We start from the raw sequence: 16748 nt of genomic DNA on the forward strand, positions 1-16748 counted from the left end.
CATCGCAGTAGTAGTGATACAGGAGTCCCAAATGGAAATGACCAACGCTCAACGTCTGATTTTGTCGAATCAGTACAAAATGATGACTATGCTCGATCCAACTAACGCCGAGCGTTATCGTCGTTTGCAGACGATTATTGAACGCGGTTACGGCTTGCAGATGCGTGAGCTGGATCGTGAGTTTGGTGAACTGACGGAAGAAACCTGTCGTACGATTATCGATATTATGGAGATGTATCACGCATTACATGTGTCCTGGACTAATCTTAAGGATGCGCAGGCTATTGATGAGCGTCGCGTGACCTTCCTCGGTTTTGACGCCGCAACGGAAGCCCGTTTCCTCGGGTACGTTCGTTTTATGGTCAATGTGGAAGGTCGTTACACCCACTTTGATGCGGGTACGCATGGCTTCAACGCCCAGACCCCAATGTGGGAAAAATATCAGCGTATGCTGAATGTTTGGCACTCTTGCCCGCGTCAGTATCACCTGAGCGCGAATGAAATTAACCAAATCATTAATGCCTGAGGGGGCGAGCGTGCAGTGCAAAGGTTTTCTGTTTGATCTGGATGGAACGTTGGTCGATTCCTTACCCGCAGTAGAGCGTGCGTGGTGCAACTGGGCCGATCGCTTCGGCCTCGATCACGCCGAGGTACTCGGCTTTATTCATGGTAAGCAGGCCATTACCTCCCTGCGACACTTTATGGTGGGCAAGTCTGAGGCAGAGATCGCCGCGGAATTTACCCGTCTGGAGCAGATCGAAGCGACGGAAACCGCCGGGATCACCGCGCTGCCGGGGGCAGTTGATTTACTCAACCATCTCAATAAAGCAGGTATTCCATGGGCGATTGTGACCTCCGGTTCTATGCCAGTCGCACGTGCGCGTCATCGTGTTGCCGGGCTTCCTGCTCCTGAAGTGTTTGTCACCGCCGAGCGGGTAAAAAGAGGGAAACCAGAGCCAGACGCGTATCTGTTAGGTGCTCAGCTTCTGGGCCTGGCACCGCAGGAATGTGCAGTCGTGGAAGATGCCCCCGCCGGGGTGCTCTCAGGACTGGCTGCTGGGTGTCATGTCATCGCGGTTAACGCGCCAGCGGATACGCCGCGTCTGGACGAAGTTGATTTTTCGCTGACCAGTCTGGAACATATTTCTGTGACCAAACAACCCAACGGAAATGTGGTCGTTATAAGAAATACCTGATCATGATTTAGCCCCAGATTGTTGGGGCTTTTTTATGGCAGAATCAGTCCATCCCTCTCATTTAACAAGGATATGTTGTGAACGGTGAATTGATATGGGTTCTCTCATTGCTGGCGATTGCCGTCGTCTTGTTTGCAACTGGCAGAGTGCGTATGGACGCGGTCGCTTTGCTGGTCATTATTGCCTTTGTTCTGAGCGGAACATTGAGCATCACAGAGGCTTTTTCCGGGTTCAGCGATCCTAACGTTATTTTGATAGCGGCTTTATTCATTATCGGCGACGGCCTGGTGCGTACCGGCGTGGCGACGGTAATGGGTGCCTGGCTGGTGAAGGTCGCCGGCAGCAGTGAAGTCAAAATGCTGGTGTTGCTGATGATAACCGTAGCCGGACTCGGTGCCTTCATGAGTTCGACCGGTGTGGTCGCCATCTTTATTCCGGTTGTCTTAAGCGTTTCCATGCGCATGCAAATCTCCCCCTCACGGCTGATGATGCCGTTGAGCTTTGCCGGATTGATAAGCGGCATGATGACGCTGGTGGCAACGCCGCCGAACCTGGTCGTCAACAGTGAATTGTTACGTGAAGGACTTAACGGTTTTAGCTTTTTTAGCGTAACCCCACTGGGACTGGTGGTGTTGGTACTCGGCATAATTTATATGCTGGTGATGCGTTTTATGCTGAAAGGTGAAGACTCCGGGCAGCCGGGAGACGGCTGGAAGCGCCGGACCTTTCGCGATCTGATCAAAGAATATCGCCTGACAGGGCGTGCCCGCCGCCTGGCGATTCGCCCGGGTTCTCCCATGATTGGCCAACGTCTGGATGACCTGAAATTGCGTGAGCGCTACGGGGCAAACGTGATTGGTGTTGAACGCTGGCGGCGTTTTCGCCGCGTGATTGTCGATGTTAACGGGGTTTCTGAGTTCCGTGCCCGTGACGTGTTGCTGATCGATATGTCAGCGGCCGACGTCGACCTGCGTGAATTTTGCAGCGAGCAACTGTTGGAGCCGATGGTGCTGCGCGGTGAATACTTCTCCGAGCAGGCGCTTGACGTGGGTATGGCCGAGATTTCATTGATCCCTGAATCGGAATTGATCGGCAAAACGGTACGGGAAATCGCTTTTCGTACGCGTTATGGCCTGAATGTCGTCGGACTGAAGCGTGATGGTACGGCACTGGCCGGAGCGGTGGTGGATGAACCACTGCTGATGGGCGATATCATTCTGGTAGTGGGTAACTGGAAACTCATCACTTTGTTGGGGCAAAAAGGGCGCGATTTCGTGGTGCTGAATATGCCCGTGGAAGTCAGTGAAGCTTCTCCGGCGCACAGCCAGGCGCCGCATGCGATTTTCTGTCTGGTGCTGATGGTCGCGTTAATGCTCACCGATGAAATCCCTAATACGGTTGCCGCGATTATCGCCTGTTTGCTGATGGGAAAATTCCGCTGCATCGATGCCGAAAGCGCCTATAAAGCCATTCACTGGCCAAGTATTATTTTGATTGTCGGAATGATGCCCTTTGCGCTGGCATTACAGAAAACGGGCGGTGTTGATCTGGTGGTTAAAGGGCTAATGGACGTTGGTGGAGGGTACGGCCCGTATATGATGCTGGGCTGCCTGTTCGTGCTGTGCGCGACCATTGGGTTATTTATCTCTAACACTGCGACGGCGGTACTGATGGCGCCGATTGCGCTGGCGGCAGCAAAGTCGATGGGCGTTTCGCCGTATCCTTTTGCGATGGTGATTGCGATGGCGGCTTCCGCAGCCTTTATGACGCCAGTTTCTTCACCGGTAAACACACTGGTACTCGGGCCGGGTAACTACAGCTTTAGCGATTTCGTAAAAATTGGCGTGCCGTTTACCATTATTGTGATGGTGGTGTGCGTGGTGATGATCCCGATGCTGTTTCCGTTTTGATTTTTATGTGCCGGATGGCGGCTAACGCCTCATCCGGCCTACAAAGGCAATGTCGCCGCAAACTTACAATGGAGAATCCTGACTGATTTCATCTAATGAGAGGTGAAAACTCGGGACGAACACGTCCATAAAGTAGTCCATCTCTTCGCTGCGTCGTGACTCCAGCGTTTTTTCCAGACGTGTTTTCGCCAGCAAAAATTCGTTGTTACCGGCAGAGAGTTCTTCCAGGCACTTCAGATACGCGCACAGGGCATCTGCCTGTTTAACAATCGACCTCTCTTCTTCACTTAAGGCATGTTCATCAATGAGCGGCGCAAAAATATCGCGCAGCTCATCGGGAACCATATCGACCAGTTTTTGTTGGGCAATTTTCTCTATCGCTTTATATTCCTGAGCAATCTGAGAGTTGAAATATTTCACTGGGGTAGGGAGGTCGCCGGTTAATACCTCTGACGCATCGTGATACATCGCCAGCAGGGCAATACGCTCAGCATTAACCTGACCACCAAATTTACGGTTTTTAATTGCGGCCAGCGCATGGGCAACCATGGCAACCTGCAGACTGTGTTCGGACACGTTTTCGGTGCGCACGTTGCGCATCAGCGGCCAGCGGTTAATGAGTTTCAGACGGGAGAGGTGGGCAAAAAAGTGGCTCTGCTTCATAACGACCCTTACTCAGTGACTTCAGTAACGGTATTTTGCGCAGAGAGTGCTACCGGATGCAAACCCGGCAGCACTTTGCGTGGTTACAGCTGGCGATACCCTGACAGGAAACGCTCAAATTTACTCAGCGACATTTCGATATCGTCAATACGCGGTAGCGTGACGATGCGGAAATGATCCGGCCACGGCCAGTTGAATGCCGTCCCCTGGACCAGCAGTACTTTTTCCTGCAACAGGAAGTCGAGTACCATCTTCTGGTCGTCATGAATATTAAAGCGTTTAGCATCAATTTTCGGGAACATATACAGCGCACCGCGCGGTTTTACGCAAGAGACGCCGGGGATGTCATTAAGCAGTTCCCAGGCGCGGTTACGTTGCTCATACAGACGTCCGCCTGGCATGATGAATTCGCTGATGCTCTGATATCCACCCAGTGCGGTCTGAATGGCATGTTGTGCCGGAACGTTGGCACACAGGCGCATAGAAGCCAGCATCTCAAGGCCTTCGATATACCCTTTGGCATGTTTCTTCGGTCCGTTCAGTACCATCCAGCCCTGGCGGAAACCGGCAACACGATAGGTTTTTGACAGGCCGTTAAAGGTAATAGTCAGCAGGTCAGGGGCCATTGCCGCAATCGAGTGGTGCTCGGCGTCATCGTAAAGAATTTTGTCGTAAATCTCGTCCGCAAAGATGATGAGATTGTTTTGGCGGGCAATCTCAACAATCTCCATCAGCAGCTCTTTAGAATACACCGCGCCAGTAGGGTTGTTTGGGTTGATGATGACGATCCCACGGGTACGCGGCGTAATTTTGGCGCGGATATCATCCAGGTCCGGGAACCAGTCTGACGATTCGTCACACAGGTAGTGCACGGCATTACCACCAGAGAGCGAAACCGCCGCCGTCCACAGTGGATAATCAGGTGCAGGAACCAGCATTTCGTCCCCACTGTTTAGCAATGCCTGCATGGCCTGCACAATCAATTCAGATACGCCGTTACCGATATAAATATCTTCCACGGTTACGTCGCGCATCCCACGGGCCTGGTAATGCTGCATGATTGCTTTGCGGGCTGAATAAAGGCCTTTGGAATCGCAATATCCTTGCGCAGTTGGCAAATTGCGGATCACATCCACCAAAATTTCATCTGGCGCTTCAAACCCGAAAGGCGCAGGGTTGCCGATGTTCAGTTTCAGAACTTTGTTGCCTTCTTCTTCCAGGCGCTTTGCTTCCTTCAGAACCGGGCCGCGAATGTCATAACAGACGTTTTCTAATTTGCTGGATTTTTCAATGGGGGACATGAACGTTGACCTTTTTAGCTGTGAATGCCACTCCCTGCCGTGGAAGTCAGCCCAGCACAATGTACTCCCACGACGGTGAGTTTTGAAGGGTCTTTAGTAGAAGATTTTGGAAAGCAGGAAGATTATAATTCACTGTTAATAACTAAATAATGTGATTTTTGTAGAGTAATAATCTGGATTGTTGTGTTTTTTGTGTTTTATATTTTGATTTGTTAGCGTGGGTATGGTGATTTGTCTGGTCAAAAAAAGTTAGGCCTGTAAAGAAAAAGTAGCTGAGATCTCAGCTGAATGGCGTAATTCGAAAATACTGAGGTTTGGCCTGCGAAATCTGTTATCGGTCTGATCCCTGCGTGATGCGGTGTGAATCCATTGTTAAGCATAATTAATGAATTGAGAGATTCTTAATTAATTATTATTTATTATTTAAACGACATCAAATTGAGTGGGCCAATAATACGAAAACCGTTGCACTGACATAACACCAATTTGCCCGGAATTATTCGCGATAACACTTATAAATATAGTGGTTTTAGGTTAAGATAACTCCTATGAAATGGTGTGTAGTACGAATTTTACGATAATTCAAATGTTTGTTGGTTGTTCCTAACATCCTGAAAAGTTAGTTTTTAATGTGTAAATTATTGTTCGTTAACTATTTTTTAAATTTACAAAATTTACATGTTTCCCATTAGTCAGAATCATCCAGCAGCTAAAAATACGGCTCTTTCTCGTTGCTATATTCCGATGAATATCACGGGTATTAAAATAGCTCAGAAAGAGAATTGTTTCGTTTGTTAAACCAAATACATCCTTATTTTCACTTGGTTACACTAAGCGAAACTGAAGGGAGGCACATTACAAATGGAGTTGTTTGATTCTGAATGCACAGCATTAACCCGGTATGACCCGCGAGTAAGTGAAAAACTATGATAAATGCAAATCGTCCGATAATTAACCTCGACCTCGATCTGCTGAGAACCTTTGTTGCTGTTGCCGACCTGAATACCTTTGCGGCTGCGGCAGCTGCGGTATGTCGAACTCAGTCTGCGGTAAGTCAGCAAATGCAGCGTCTTGAACAACTTGTGGGGAAAGAGTTGTTCGCGCGCCATGGACGCAACAAACTGCTGACCGAGCATGGTATCCAGCTGTTGGGTTACGCCAGGAAAATACTGCGATTTAATGATGAGGCATGCTCATCATTGATGTTTAACAATCTTCAGGGGGTGTTAACTATCGGTGCTTCTGATGAATCCGCCGATACCATACTCCCTTTTCTGCTTAACCGTATAAGTTCGGTTTATCCGAAACTTGCACTGGATGTCAGAGTGAAACGCAACGCCTACATGGTGGAGATGCTTAAGTCGCAAGAAGTGGATTTAGTGGTCACCACTAACCGACCTGGCGATTTTGAGTGCTTGAATTTGCGGACTTCACCGACGCACTGGTATTGCGCAGCCGAATATATCCTGCAAAAAGGGGAACCGGTGCCGTTAGTTCTGCTGGACGATCCCAGCCCGTTTCGCGATATCGTGCTGGCGACGTTGAATGCAGCACAGATCCCGTGGCGTCTGGCTTATGTCGCTTCAACATTGCCTGCGGTCCGCGCGGCGGTAAAAGCAGGGCTGGGCGTTACTGCCCGTCCTGTCGAAATGATGAGCCCGGATTTACGCGTACTGGGTGCGGCAGACGGATTGCCACCTCTGCCTGATACCGAGTATCTGCTGTGCAGCGATCCGGCCACGCAAAATGAATTAGCTCAGGTTATCTTTAAGTCGATGCAGACATATCAAAATCCTTGGCAATACAATCAGTTTACCCCTGAAGGGGGAGATGACTCGCTGATTGTTGAAGGCGACTTTGAGTAAAGCGTCACAAAAAAACGTTTTAAAATGTAAGTGTAAAAAAGAGCCACTGATGATGAAAAAACATCCAGCGGCTCTTTTTTTATGCAAATATTACTGCTTTCTGTTCATTCATATACTAAAACTTAACAAAATCAGCAGGTAAAAAAACAGACTGACAATAGGATGAAAAATAATCAGCTGAGTTGCTAAATGTTTCCATGTTAAAAAACTAGAGAAATTGTTGCTGTTTTTTATGGTGAATTAACAAAAGCGTGTCACAGATCAAGAAAATACTCCCATTTAGGGGGAGGCATCTGGGTGAATTCCTGTCAAAATAGACGTGTATTATCTTTTTTACTTCACTACGGACACGATTCAACAACATTAAAAATGACCGATGATGCAATCGAAATGGGTCTAAAGAGCACTTTATGTTAATGAAGTTGGAATAGTGTAAAATAATGTGAGGAAACTTTTGTTAAAGTTGACAAAAGGTTATAGAAAGGAGTAAAAAACCCCATCAATTAGCTGTATAAAATGATTTTTCACAGTGATTGTAAGGTTTTTTTTATTCCTCCCCATGAATCGATGTGGCGTTCATCTGCCGAAAAGAGCAGAGAATTTGGCGCTACTTTTGATGAGTAAGCAATGAGTATGTCAACATCCACTGAAATCATCGCTCATCACTGGGCATTCGCTATCTTTCTTATCGTTGCCATTGGCCTGTGCTGCCTGATGCTCGTCGGCGGCTGGTTTTTAGGGGGTCGCGCACGCGCGAGATCTAAAAACGTGCCGTTTGAATCAGGTATCGACTCGGTCGGCACCGCCCGCCTGCGCCTGTCTGCCAAGTTTTATCTGGTAGCCATGTTCTTCGTTATCTTCGACGTTGAAGCGCTGTATCTGTTCGCATGGTCAACTTCTATCCGTGAAAGCGGTTGGATTGGCTTTGTGGAAGCTGCAATTTTTATTTTTGTGTTACTGGCAGGTCTGGTTTATCTGGTGCGTATTGGCGCGCTGGACTGGACGCCCGCGCGTTCACGCCGCGAGCGTATGAACCCGGAAACGAACAGTATCGCTAATCGTCAACGCTAACCGCGAGGCATTAAGATGGATTATACGCTCACCCGCATAGATCCTAACGGTGAGAACGACCGTTACCCCCTGCAAAAACAGGAGATCGTAACCGACCCCCTGGAACAAGAAGTTAACAAAAACGTGTTCATGGGCAAACTGCATGACATGGTTAACTGGGGCCGTAAAAACTCAATTTGGCCATATAACTTTGGCCTTTCCTGCTGCTACGTTGAGATGGTGACCTCGTTTACCGCCGTGCACGATGTGGCCCGTTTTGGTGCGGAAGTACTGCGTGCATCGCCGCGTCAGGCTGACCTGATGGTCGTAGCCGGAACCTGCTTTACCAAAATGGCACCAGTTATTCAGCGCCTCTACGATCAGATGCTGGAACCGAAATGGGTTATTTCCATGGGCGCATGCGCCAACTCCGGCGGTATGTACGACATCTATTCTGTGGTGCAGGGCGTTGATAAATTTATTCCGGTCGATGTGTACATCCCGGGATGTCCGCCGCGCCCAGAAGCGTATATGCAGGCTCTGATGCTGCTGCAAGATTCCATTGGCAAAGAACGCCGCCCGCTCTCCTGGGTGGTTGGCGATCAGGGCGTTTATCGCGCCAATATGCAGTCAGAACGCGAGCGTAAACGCGGCGAACGTATTGCTGTAACGAATCTTCGTACACCAGACGAGATTTAATTTGCGCCTGTCGGCAGCAGCACTTCCTTCGCTTATCACTACATAAATAGCGCGAAGCACTGCCGACCACCACGGACCATTTGCAATGGTGAACAATATGACCGACTTAACCGCGCAAGACGCCGTATGGCAAACACGGGATCACCTTGATGACCCGGTCATTGGCGAACTGCGCAACCGTTTTGGGCCGGATGCCTTTACCGTTCAGGCGACTCGCACCGGGGTACCCGTTGTTTGGGTCAAGCGTGAACAATTACTGGAAGTTGGCGATTTCTTAAAGAGACTGCCGAAACCTTACGTCATGCTGTTTGACTTACACGGCATGGACGAACGTCTGCGTACGCACCGCGAAGGGTTACCTGCCGCGGATTTTTCCGTTTTCTATCACCTGATCTCCATTGAACGCAATCGCGATATCATGCTCAAGGTGGCTTTGTCTGAAAACGATCTGCGCGTACCGACTTTCACCAAACTGTTCCCGAACGCCAACTGGTATGAGCGTGAAACCTGGGAAATGTTTGGCATCGATATCGAAGGTCACCCGCACCTGACGCGTCTGCTGATGCCGCATACCTGGGAAGGTCATCCGCTGCGTAAAGACTACCCGGCGCGTGCGACCGAATTTGATCCGTTTGAGCTGACTAAAGCCAAACAGGATCTGGAAATGGAAGCGCTGACCTTCAAACCTGAAGATTGGGGTATGAAGCGTAGCACCGAAAATGAGGACTTCATGTTCCTCAACCTCGGTCCTAACCACCCGTCTTCTCACGGTGCTTTCCGTATTGTGCTGCAGCTTGATGGCGAAGAAATCGTCGACTGCGTACCTGACATCGGCTACCACCACCGTGGCGCTGAAAAGATGGGTGAACGTCAGTCCTGGCACAGCTACATTCCGTACACCGACCGTATTGAGTACCTCGGCGGCTGCGTAAACGAAATGCCTTACGTACTGGCCGTTGAGAAGCTGGCTGGTATCACCACGCCGGATCGCGTCAACGTGATTCGCGTGATGTTGTCCGAACTGTTCCGTATCAACAGCCACCTGCTGTACATCTCCACGTTCATTCAGGACGTCGGCGCGATGACCCCGGTATTCTTCGCCTTTACCGACCGTCAGAAAATCTATGACGTGGTGGAAGCGATCACCGGTTTCCGTATGCACCCGGCCTGGTTCCGTATCGGCGGTGTGGCACACGATCTGCCGCGCGGTTGGGACAAGCTGCTGCGTGACTTCCTCGACTGGATGCCAAAACGTCTGGATTCTTACGAGAAAGCCGCACTGCGTAACACCATCCTGAAAGGCCGTTCGCAGGGCGTTGCCGCTTACGGTAAGAAAGAAGCGCTGGACTGGGGTTGTACTGGTGCTGCGCTGCGCGCGACCGGTATTGATTTCGACGTGCGTAAAGCGCGTCCGTACTCTGGCTACGAAAACTTTGACTTTGAAGTCCCGGTTGGCGGCGGCGTTTCTGACTGCTATACCCGCGTGATGCTGAAAGTTGAAGAGCTGCGCCAGAGTCTGCGCATCCTTGAGCAGTGCCTCAATAACATGCCGGAAGGCCCGTTCAAAGCGGATCACCCGCTGACGACGCCGCCGCCGAAAGAGCGCACGCTGCAACATATCGAAACCCTTATCACCCACTTCCTGCAGGTTTCGTGGGGTCCGGTTATGCCGGCAAACGAGTCCTTCCAGATGGTGGAAGCGACCAAGGGTATCAACAGTTACTACCTGACCAGCGATGGCAGCACCATGAGTTACCGTACCCGTATCCGTACCCCGAGCTATGCGCACCTGCAGCAGATCCCGGTAGCGGTACGTGGCAGCCTGGTGTCCGACTTAATCGTCCATCTGGGTAGTATCGATTTTGTTATGTCAGATGTGGACCGCTAATTATGCACGAGAATCAACAACCACAAACCGAGGCTTTTGAGCTGAGTGCGGCTGAGCGTGAAGCGATTGAGCACGAGAAGCACCACTACGAAGACCCGCGTGCGGCGTCCATTGAAGCGCTGAAAATCGTTCAGAAACAGCGTGGCTGGGTGCCGGATGGGGCGATCTATGCGATCGCTGATGTGCTGGGTATTCCGGCAAGCGACGTAGAAGGTGTTGCTACGTTTTATAGCCAGATCTTCCGCCAGCCGGTAGGTCGCCACGTGATCCGCTATTGCGACAGCGTGGTGTGCCATATCAACGGCTACCAGGGGATCCAGGCCGCGCTTGAGAAAAAACTCAACATCAAGCCGGGGCAGACGACCTTTGATGGTCGCTTTACGCTGCTGCCGACCTGTTGCCTGGGGAACTGCGATAAAGGGCCAAACATGATGATCGATGAGGATACTCATGCTCACCTGACCCCGGAAGGCATTCCCGAACTACTGGAGCGGTATAAATGAAAGACATTATCCGTACTCCCGAAACCCATCCGCTGACCTGGCGTCTGCGTGATGACAAACAGCCGGTCTGGCTGGACGAATACCGTAGCAAGAACGGCTACGAAGGTGCGCGTAAGGCCCTGACCGGGTTGTCACCGGACGAAATCGTTAATCAGGTAAAAGACGCTGGCCTGAAAGGGCGCGGCGGCGCGGGCTTTTCCACCGGTCTGAAGTGGAGCCTGATGCCGAAAGACGAATCCATGAACATCCGTTACCTGCTGTGTAACGCCGATGAAATGGAGCCGGGCACCTATAAAGACCGTCTGCTGATGGAACAGCTGCCGCACCTGCTGGTGGAAGGCATGCTGATTTCCGCGTTTGCGCTGAAAGCGTACCGTGGTTACATCTTCCTGCGCGGTGAATATATCGAAGCAGCCGTGCATCTGCGTCGCGCGATCGCCGAAGCGACCGAAGCCGGTCTGCTTGGCAAAAACATCATGGGCACCGGTTTCGACTTCGAACTGTTTGTCCACACTGGGGCAGGGCGTTACATCTGCGGTGAAGAAACCGCGCTGATCAACTCCCTCGAAGGTCGCCGTGCTAACCCACGTTCCAAGCCGCCGTTCCCGGCAAGCTCTGGCGCATGGGGCAAACCGACCTGCGTAAACAACGTCGAAACCCTGTGTAACGTACCGGCTATCCTCGCGAACGGCGTGGAGTGGTACCAGAACATTTCGAAGAGCAAAGACGCGGGCACCAAGCTGATGGGCTTCTCTGGTCGCGTAAAGAATCCTGGCCTGTGGGAACTGCCTTTCGGTACTACCGCGCGTGAGATCCTCGAAGATTACGCGGGTGGCATGCGCGATGGACTGAAGTTCAAAGCCTGGCAGCCAGGCGGCGCAGGGACTGACTTCCTGACCGAAGCACACCTCGATCTGCCGATGGAATTCGAAAGCATTGGTAAAGCAGGTAGCCGTCTGGGCACCGCGCTGGCCATGGCTGTCGATCACGAGATTGGCATGGTTCCTCTGGTGCGTAACCTCGAAGAGTTCTTTGCCCGCGAGTCCTGCGGCTGGTGTACGCCGTGCCGTGACGGTCTGCCGTGGAGTGTGAAAATTCTGCGCGCGCTGGAGCGTGGCGAAGGCCAGCCAGGGGATATCGAGACACTTGAGCAACTGTGTCGTTTCCTCGGCCCGGGTAAAACCTTCTGTGCACACGCACCGGGCGCAGTGGAACCGCTGCAGAGCGCCATTAAATATTTCCGCGAAGAATTCGAAGCTGGCATCAAGCAGTCCTTCAGCAATACCCATCAGATTGGTGGTATTCAGCCGAACCTGCTGAAAGAGCGCTGGTGATTACAGGGTTAGCCCTGTGTCGCGATAAGAAATTCGATTAACGCTCGGTTACGACCGAGCCAACTGGAAGCATGCTGACTATGGCTACGATTCATGTAGACGGCAAAGAATATGAGGTCAACGGAGCGGACAACCTGCTGGAAGCTTGTCTGTCTCTCGGCCTTGATATTCCGTACTTTTGCTGGCACCCGGCGCTGGGAAGCGTCGGTGCTTGCCGCCAGTGTGCGGTGAAGCAATATCAAAACGCGGAAGACACGCGTGGTCGCCTGGTGATGTCTTGTATGACACCGGCCACCGAAGGCACCTTTATTTCTATTGATGACGAAGAAGCGAAACAGTTCCGCGAAAGCGTCGTGGAGTGGTTGATGACTAACCACCCGCACGACTGTCCGGTCTGTGAAGAGGGCGGCAACTGCCACCTGCAGGATATGACCGTCATGACCGGTCACAGCTTCCGTCGCTACCGCTTCACGAAGCGTACTCACCGTAACCAGGACCTGGGGCCGTTCATCTCTCACGAAATGAACCGCTGCATCGCCTGCTATCGCTGCGTACGTTACTACAAAGATTACGCCGATGGCGCGGATCTGGGCGTCTATGGCGCACATGACAACGTCTACTTCGGTCGCCCAGAAGACGGTACGCTCGAAAGCGAGTTCTCTGGTAACCTGGTAGAAATTTGCCCGACCGGCGTCTTCACTGATAAAACGCACTCCGAGCGTTATAACCGTAAGTGGGACATGCAGTTTGCGCCGAGCATCTGCCAGCAGTGTTCCATCGGCTGTAACACCAGCCCGGGCGAACGCTACGGTGAACTGCGTCGTATCGAAAACCGTTATAACGGTACCGTTAACCACTACTTCCTCTGCGACCGTGGTCGTTTTGGCTATGGTTACGTGAACCTGAAAGACCGTCCGCGTCAGCCAGTACAGCGTCGTGGCGATGACCTGATCACGCTGAACGCCGAGCAGGCGATGCAGGGCGCGGCAGATATTCTGCGTCAGTCGAAGAAAGTAATTGGTATCGGCTCCCCGCGCGCCAGCGTTGAAAGTAACTTCGCGCTGCGTGAACTGGTGGGTGCGGATAACTTCTATACCGGTATCGCCCAGGGCGAGCAGGAACGTCTGCAACTGGCACTGAGCGTGCTGCGTGACGGCGGGATTCATACTCCGGCACTGCGCGAAATCGAATCTTATGATGCGGTTCTGGTGCTGGGCGAAGATGTCACCCAGACCGGCGCACGCGTTGCGCTGGCAGTGCGTCAGGCGGTGAAAGGTAAAGCGCGTGAAATGGCGGCGGCACAGAAAGTGGCTGACTGGCAAATCGCAGCAATCCTTAACATCGGCCAGCGTGCTAAGCACCCGCTGTTCGTTACCAACGTCGATAACACCCGTCTGGATGACATCGCCGCATGGACCTATCGTGCACCGGTTGAAGATCAGGCGCGTTTAGGTTTCGCTATCGCTCATGCGCTGGATAACAACGCTCCGGCGGTTGACGGTATCGACCGTGACCTGCAAAACAAAATTGACGTTATCGTTCAGGCACTGGCCGGGGCGAAGAAACCACTGATTATTTCCGGCACCAACGCCGGTAGCGCCGAAGTGATTCAGGCGGCTGCCAACGTGGCGAAGGCGCTGAAAGGCCGTGGCGCAGACGTCGGCATCACCATGATTGCTCGCTCTGTTAACAGCATGGGCCTGGGTATGATTGGCGGTGGTTCCCTTGACGATGCGCTGACCGAGCTGGAAACAGGTCGTGCTGACGCCGTTGTGGTGCTGGAGAATGACCTGCATCGCCATGCTTCAGCAACCCGTGTGAACGCAGCGCTGGCGAAAGCGCCGCTGGTACTGGTCATTGACCATCAGCGTACGGCAATTATGGAAAACGCTCATCTGGTGCTTTCCGCCGCAAGTTTCGCCGAAAGCGATGGTACGGTGATTAACAACGAAGGCCGCGCTCAGCGTTTCTTCCAGGTCTACGACCCGTCCTACTACGACAGTAACACCGTGATGCTGGAAAGCTGGCGCTGGCTGCACTCGCTGCACAGCACCGTGCAGAGCCGAGAAGTGGACTGGACGCAGCTCGACCACGTTATTGACGCGGTTGTTGAGAAGCTGCCGCAACTGGCGGGTATCAAAGATGCCGCGCCGGACGCAAGCTTCCGTATCCGTGGACAGAAATTGGCACGTGAACCGCACCGCTACAGCGGTCGTACCGCAATGCGCGCCAACATCAGCGTACACGAACCGCGCCAGCCGCAGGACAAAGACACTATGTTCGCCTTCTCTATGGAAGGGAACAACCAACCGTCTGCGCCGCGTTCACAAATTCCGTTTGCCTGGGCTCCGGGCTGGAACTCCCCACAGGCGTGGAACAAGTTCCAGGATGAAGTGGGCGGTAAACTGCGTCATGGCGATCCGGGCGTGCGTCTGATCGAAGCTTCTGCAGATGGTATGGATTACTTCACTACCGTTCCGGCGAGCTTCCAGGCTCAGGATGGTCAGTGGCGTATCGCGCCGTACTACCATCTGTTTGGCAGCGACGAAATGTCCCAGCGTGCGCCGGTCTTCCAGACCCGTATGCCGCAGCCGTACATCAAACTCAACCCGGCTGATGCCGCGAAGTTGGGTGTTAATGCCGGTACGCGCGTTTCTTTCAGCTACGATGGCAACACGGTTACGCTGCCGGTTGAAATCGCTGAAGGATTAACGGCAGGGCAGGTTGGTTTGCCGATGGGTATGCCTGGCATCGCGCCGGTTCTGGCAGGTGCGCGTCTTGAGGATCTGCAGGAGGCACAACAATGAGTTGGATTACACCCGATCTGATTGAGATCCTGCTGAGCATTCTCAAAGCGGTCGTGATCCTGCTGGTGGTGGTCACCTGCGGGGCATTCATGAGCTTTGGCGAACGTCGTCTGCTGGGTCTGTTCCAGAACCGTTACGGACCGAACCGTGTTGGCTGGGGCGGTTCGCTCCAGCTGGTTGCGGACATGATCAAGATGTTCTTTAAAGAAGACTGGATCCCGAAATTCTCGGATCGCGTCATCTTTACCCTGGCACCGATGATCGCCTTCACCTCGCTGCTGCTGGCTTTCGCCATCGTGCCGGTGAGTCCGAACTGGGTGGTTGCTGACCTGAACATCGGGATCCTGTTCTTCCTGATGATGGCGGGCCTCGCGGTATACGCGGTACTGTTCGCCGGCTGGTCCAGTAACAACAAATACTCTCTGCTCGGTGCGATGCGTGCGTCTGCGCAGACGCTGAGCTATGAAGTGTTCCTCGGACTTTCCCTGATGGGCGTGGTGGCGCAGGCCGGTTCATTTAACATGACCGACATCGTCAACAACCAAGCTGATATCTGGAACGTTATTCCGCAGTTCTTTGGTTTTGTCACCTTTGCCATCGCGGGCGTGGCGGTGTGCCACCGTCACCCGTTTGACCAGCCAGAAGCCGAGCAAGAACTGGCCGACGGTTACCACATTGAATATTCCGGTATGAAATTCGGTCTGTTCTTCGTGGGTGAGTACATCGGTATCGTCACCATTTCTGCACTGATGGTTACCCTGTTCTTCGGTGGCTGGCATGGCCCGTTCTTACCGCCATTCGTCTGGTTCGCGCTGAAAACCGCGTTCTTCATGATGATGTTCATTTTGATTCGTGCGTCGTTACCGCGTCCTCGTTATGACCAGGTAATGTCCTTCGGCTGGAAAGTCTGTCTGCCGCTGACGCTCGTCAACTTGCTGGTAACGGCGGCTGTCATTCTCTGGCAGGCGCAATAAGGGACACAAAGACCATGACCTTAAAAGAATTGTTCGTAGGTTTCGGCACCCAGGTACGCAGTATCTGGATGATCGGCCTGCATGCGTTCGCGAAACGCGAAACGCAGATGTATCCGGAAGAGCCGGTCTATCTACCGCCCCGTTTTCGTGGTCGTATCGTTCTGACTCGTGATCCAGACGGTGAAGAGCGCTGCGTTGCCTGTAACCTGTGTGCGGTAGCGTGTCCGGTAGGCTGTATCTCTCTGCAAAAAGCAGAGACCAAAGACGGTCGCTGGTATCCGGAGTTTTTCCGCATTAACTTCTCACGCTGCATTTTCTGCGGCCTGTGCGAAGAAGCCTGTCCGACTACGGCTATTCAGCTGACTCCAGATTTCGAGCTGGGTGAGTACAAGCGCCAGGACCTGGTTTACGAGAAAGAGGATCTGCTGATCTCCGGTCCGGGCAAATACCCGGAATATAACTTCTACCGGATGGCAGGTATGGCAATCGACGGCAAAGATAAGGGCGAAGCAGAGAACGAAGCTAAGCCTATCGACGTCAAGAGCCTGTTACCGTAAG

Annotated in this window: 14 protein-coding genes; 12 read left to right on the forward strand and 2 right to left on the reverse strand. The window is 52.4% G+C overall.

Annotation, left to right across the window (positions count from 1 at the left end; genetic code table 11):
- The first annotated feature begins 31 nt into the window (after window positions 1-31).
- From SK38_RS01260 to SK38_RS01270, 3 genes are all read left to right on the forward strand, one after another.
- Complete coding sequence (locus SK38_RS01260; protein WP_003028086.1) at window positions 32-526, forward strand: YfbU family protein; 495 nt, start codon at window positions 32-34, stop codon at window positions 524-526.
- Window positions 519-1196, forward strand: a complete 678-nt coding sequence (locus tag SK38_RS01265; protein ID WP_008785348.1) for a sugar phosphatase — start codon at window positions 519-521, stop codon at window positions 1194-1196. Before SK38_RS01260 ends, SK38_RS01265 begins: the two co-directional genes overlap by 8 nt.
- Window positions 1197-1273: 77 nt before the next feature.
- On the forward strand, window positions 1274-3106 hold the full coding sequence (locus SK38_RS01270; protein WP_032944084.1) for an SLC13 family permease: 1833 nt from the start codon (window positions 1274-1276) through the stop codon (window positions 3104-3106).
- A 63-nt stretch (window positions 3107-3169) separates the two neighbouring features.
- Here SK38_RS01270 and yfbR read toward each other — a convergent pair whose 3' ends face one another.
- The gene (gene yfbR / locus SK38_RS01275) at window positions 3170-3769 is read right to left on the reverse strand and encodes a 5'-deoxynucleotidase (RefSeq protein ID WP_003028083.1); all 600 of its coding nucleotides are present in this window, start codon (window positions 3767-3769) and stop codon (window positions 3170-3172) included.
- An 83-nt stretch (window positions 3770-3852) separates the two neighbouring features.
- The gene (gene alaA / locus SK38_RS01280; protein WP_003028082.1) at window positions 3853-5070 is read right to left on the reverse strand and encodes an alanine transaminase AlaA; all 1218 of its coding nucleotides are present in this window, start codon (window positions 5068-5070) and stop codon (window positions 3853-3855) included.
- A gap of 926 nt (window positions 5071-5996) precedes the next feature.
- Here alaA and lrhA point away from each other — a divergent pair.
- From lrhA to nuoI, 9 genes are all read left to right on the forward strand, one after another.
- Window positions 5997-6935, forward strand: coding sequence for a transcriptional regulator LrhA (gene lrhA / locus SK38_RS01285; RefSeq protein ID WP_003834760.1), 939 nt, complete (start codon window positions 5997-5999; stop codon window positions 6933-6935).
- Window positions 6936-7562: 627 nt separating this feature from the next.
- Entirely contained in the window at window positions 7563-8006 is a 444-nt protein-coding gene (gene nuoA, locus SK38_RS01290) for an NADH-quinone oxidoreductase subunit NuoA (RefSeq protein WP_003028077.1), read from the forward strand.
- A gap of 15 nt (window positions 8007-8021) precedes the next feature.
- Complete coding sequence (gene nuoB, locus SK38_RS01295; RefSeq protein ID WP_003028075.1) at window positions 8022-8684, forward strand: NADH-quinone oxidoreductase subunit NuoB; 663 nt, start codon at window positions 8022-8024, stop codon at window positions 8682-8684.
- An 85-nt stretch (window positions 8685-8769) separates the two neighbouring features.
- On the forward strand, window positions 8770-10572 hold the full coding sequence (gene nuoC, locus SK38_RS01300) for an NADH-quinone oxidoreductase subunit C/D (RefSeq protein ID WP_003834757.1): 1803 nt from the start codon (window positions 8770-8772) through the stop codon (window positions 10570-10572).
- 2 nt (window positions 10573-10574) lie between these two features.
- Complete coding sequence (nuoE, locus tag SK38_RS01305) at window positions 10575-11075, forward strand: NADH-quinone oxidoreductase subunit NuoE (RefSeq protein ID WP_003028069.1); 501 nt, start codon at window positions 10575-10577, stop codon at window positions 11073-11075.
- Window positions 11072-12409, forward strand: a complete 1338-nt coding sequence (gene nuoF / locus SK38_RS01310; protein WP_003834753.1) for an NADH-quinone oxidoreductase subunit NuoF — start codon at window positions 11072-11074, stop codon at window positions 12407-12409. The genes nuoE and nuoF overlap by 4 nt, the downstream gene beginning before the upstream one ends.
- An 80-nt stretch (window positions 12410-12489) precedes the next feature.
- Window positions 12490-15216, forward strand: a complete 2727-nt coding sequence (nuoG, locus tag SK38_RS01315) for an NADH-quinone oxidoreductase subunit NuoG (RefSeq protein ID WP_032941985.1) — start codon at window positions 12490-12492, stop codon at window positions 15214-15216.
- Window positions 15213-16190 (forward strand): NADH-quinone oxidoreductase subunit NuoH, encoded by a 978-nt coding sequence (nuoH, locus tag SK38_RS01320; RefSeq protein WP_003028063.1) that lies wholly within the window; start codon window positions 15213-15215, stop codon window positions 16188-16190. Before nuoG ends, nuoH begins: the two co-directional genes overlap by 4 nt.
- Window positions 16191-16204: 14 nt before the next feature.
- Window positions 16205-16747, forward strand: a complete 543-nt coding sequence (gene nuoI / locus SK38_RS01325) for an NADH-quinone oxidoreductase subunit NuoI (RefSeq protein WP_003028062.1) — start codon at window positions 16205-16207, stop codon at window positions 16745-16747.
- Window position 16748 lies beyond the last annotated feature (1 nt).

The organism is Citrobacter sp. MGH110, from assembly GCF_001037515.1.
Classification (GTDB): Bacteria; Pseudomonadota; Gammaproteobacteria; order Enterobacterales; family Enterobacteriaceae; genus Citrobacter; species Citrobacter portucalensis.

What these genes read in the sequence shown, in the direction of transcription:
- nuoB (WP_003028075.1), top strand. Translation starts at nt 8,022, where the DNA reads ATGGATTATACGCTCACCCGCATAGATCCTAACGGTGAGAACGACCGT.
- nuoE (WP_003028069.1), top strand. Translation starts at nt 10,575, where the DNA reads ATGCACGAGAATCAACAACCACAAACCGAGGCTTTTGAGCTGAGTGCG.
- SK38_RS01265 (WP_008785348.1), top strand. Translation starts at nt 519, where the DNA reads ATGCCTGAGGGGGCGAGCGTGCAGTGCAAAGGTTTTCTGTTTGATCTG.
- SK38_RS01260 (WP_003028086.1), top strand. Translation starts at nt 32, where the DNA reads ATGGAAATGACCAACGCTCAACGTCTGATTTTGTCGAATCAGTACAAA.
- nuoF (WP_003834753.1), top strand. Translation starts at nt 11,072, where the DNA reads ATGAAAGACATTATCCGTACTCCCGAAACCCATCCGCTGACCTGGCGT.
- nuoC (WP_003834757.1), top strand. Translation starts at nt 8,770, where the DNA reads ATGGTGAACAATATGACCGACTTAACCGCGCAAGACGCCGTATGGCAA.
- nuoH (WP_003028063.1), top strand. Translation starts at nt 15,213, where the DNA reads ATGAGTTGGATTACACCCGATCTGATTGAGATCCTGCTGAGCATTCTC.
- nuoA (WP_003028077.1), top strand. Translation starts at nt 7,563, where the DNA reads ATGAGTATGTCAACATCCACTGAAATCATCGCTCATCACTGGGCATTC.
- nuoI (WP_003028062.1), top strand. Translation starts at nt 16,205, where the DNA reads ATGACCTTAAAAGAATTGTTCGTAGGTTTCGGCACCCAGGTACGCAGT.
- lrhA (WP_003834760.1), top strand. Translation starts at nt 5,997, where the DNA reads ATGATAAATGCAAATCGTCCGATAATTAACCTCGACCTCGATCTGCTG.
- nuoG (WP_032941985.1), top strand. Translation starts at nt 12,490, where the DNA reads ATGGCTACGATTCATGTAGACGGCAAAGAATATGAGGTCAACGGAGCG.
- alaA (WP_003028082.1), bottom strand. Translation starts at nt 5,070, where the DNA reads ATGTCCCCCATTGAAAAATCCAGCAAATTAGAAAACGTCTGTTATGAC.
- yfbR (WP_003028083.1), bottom strand. Translation starts at nt 3,769, where the DNA reads ATGAAGCAGAGCCACTTTTTTGCCCACCTCTCCCGTCTGAAACTCATT.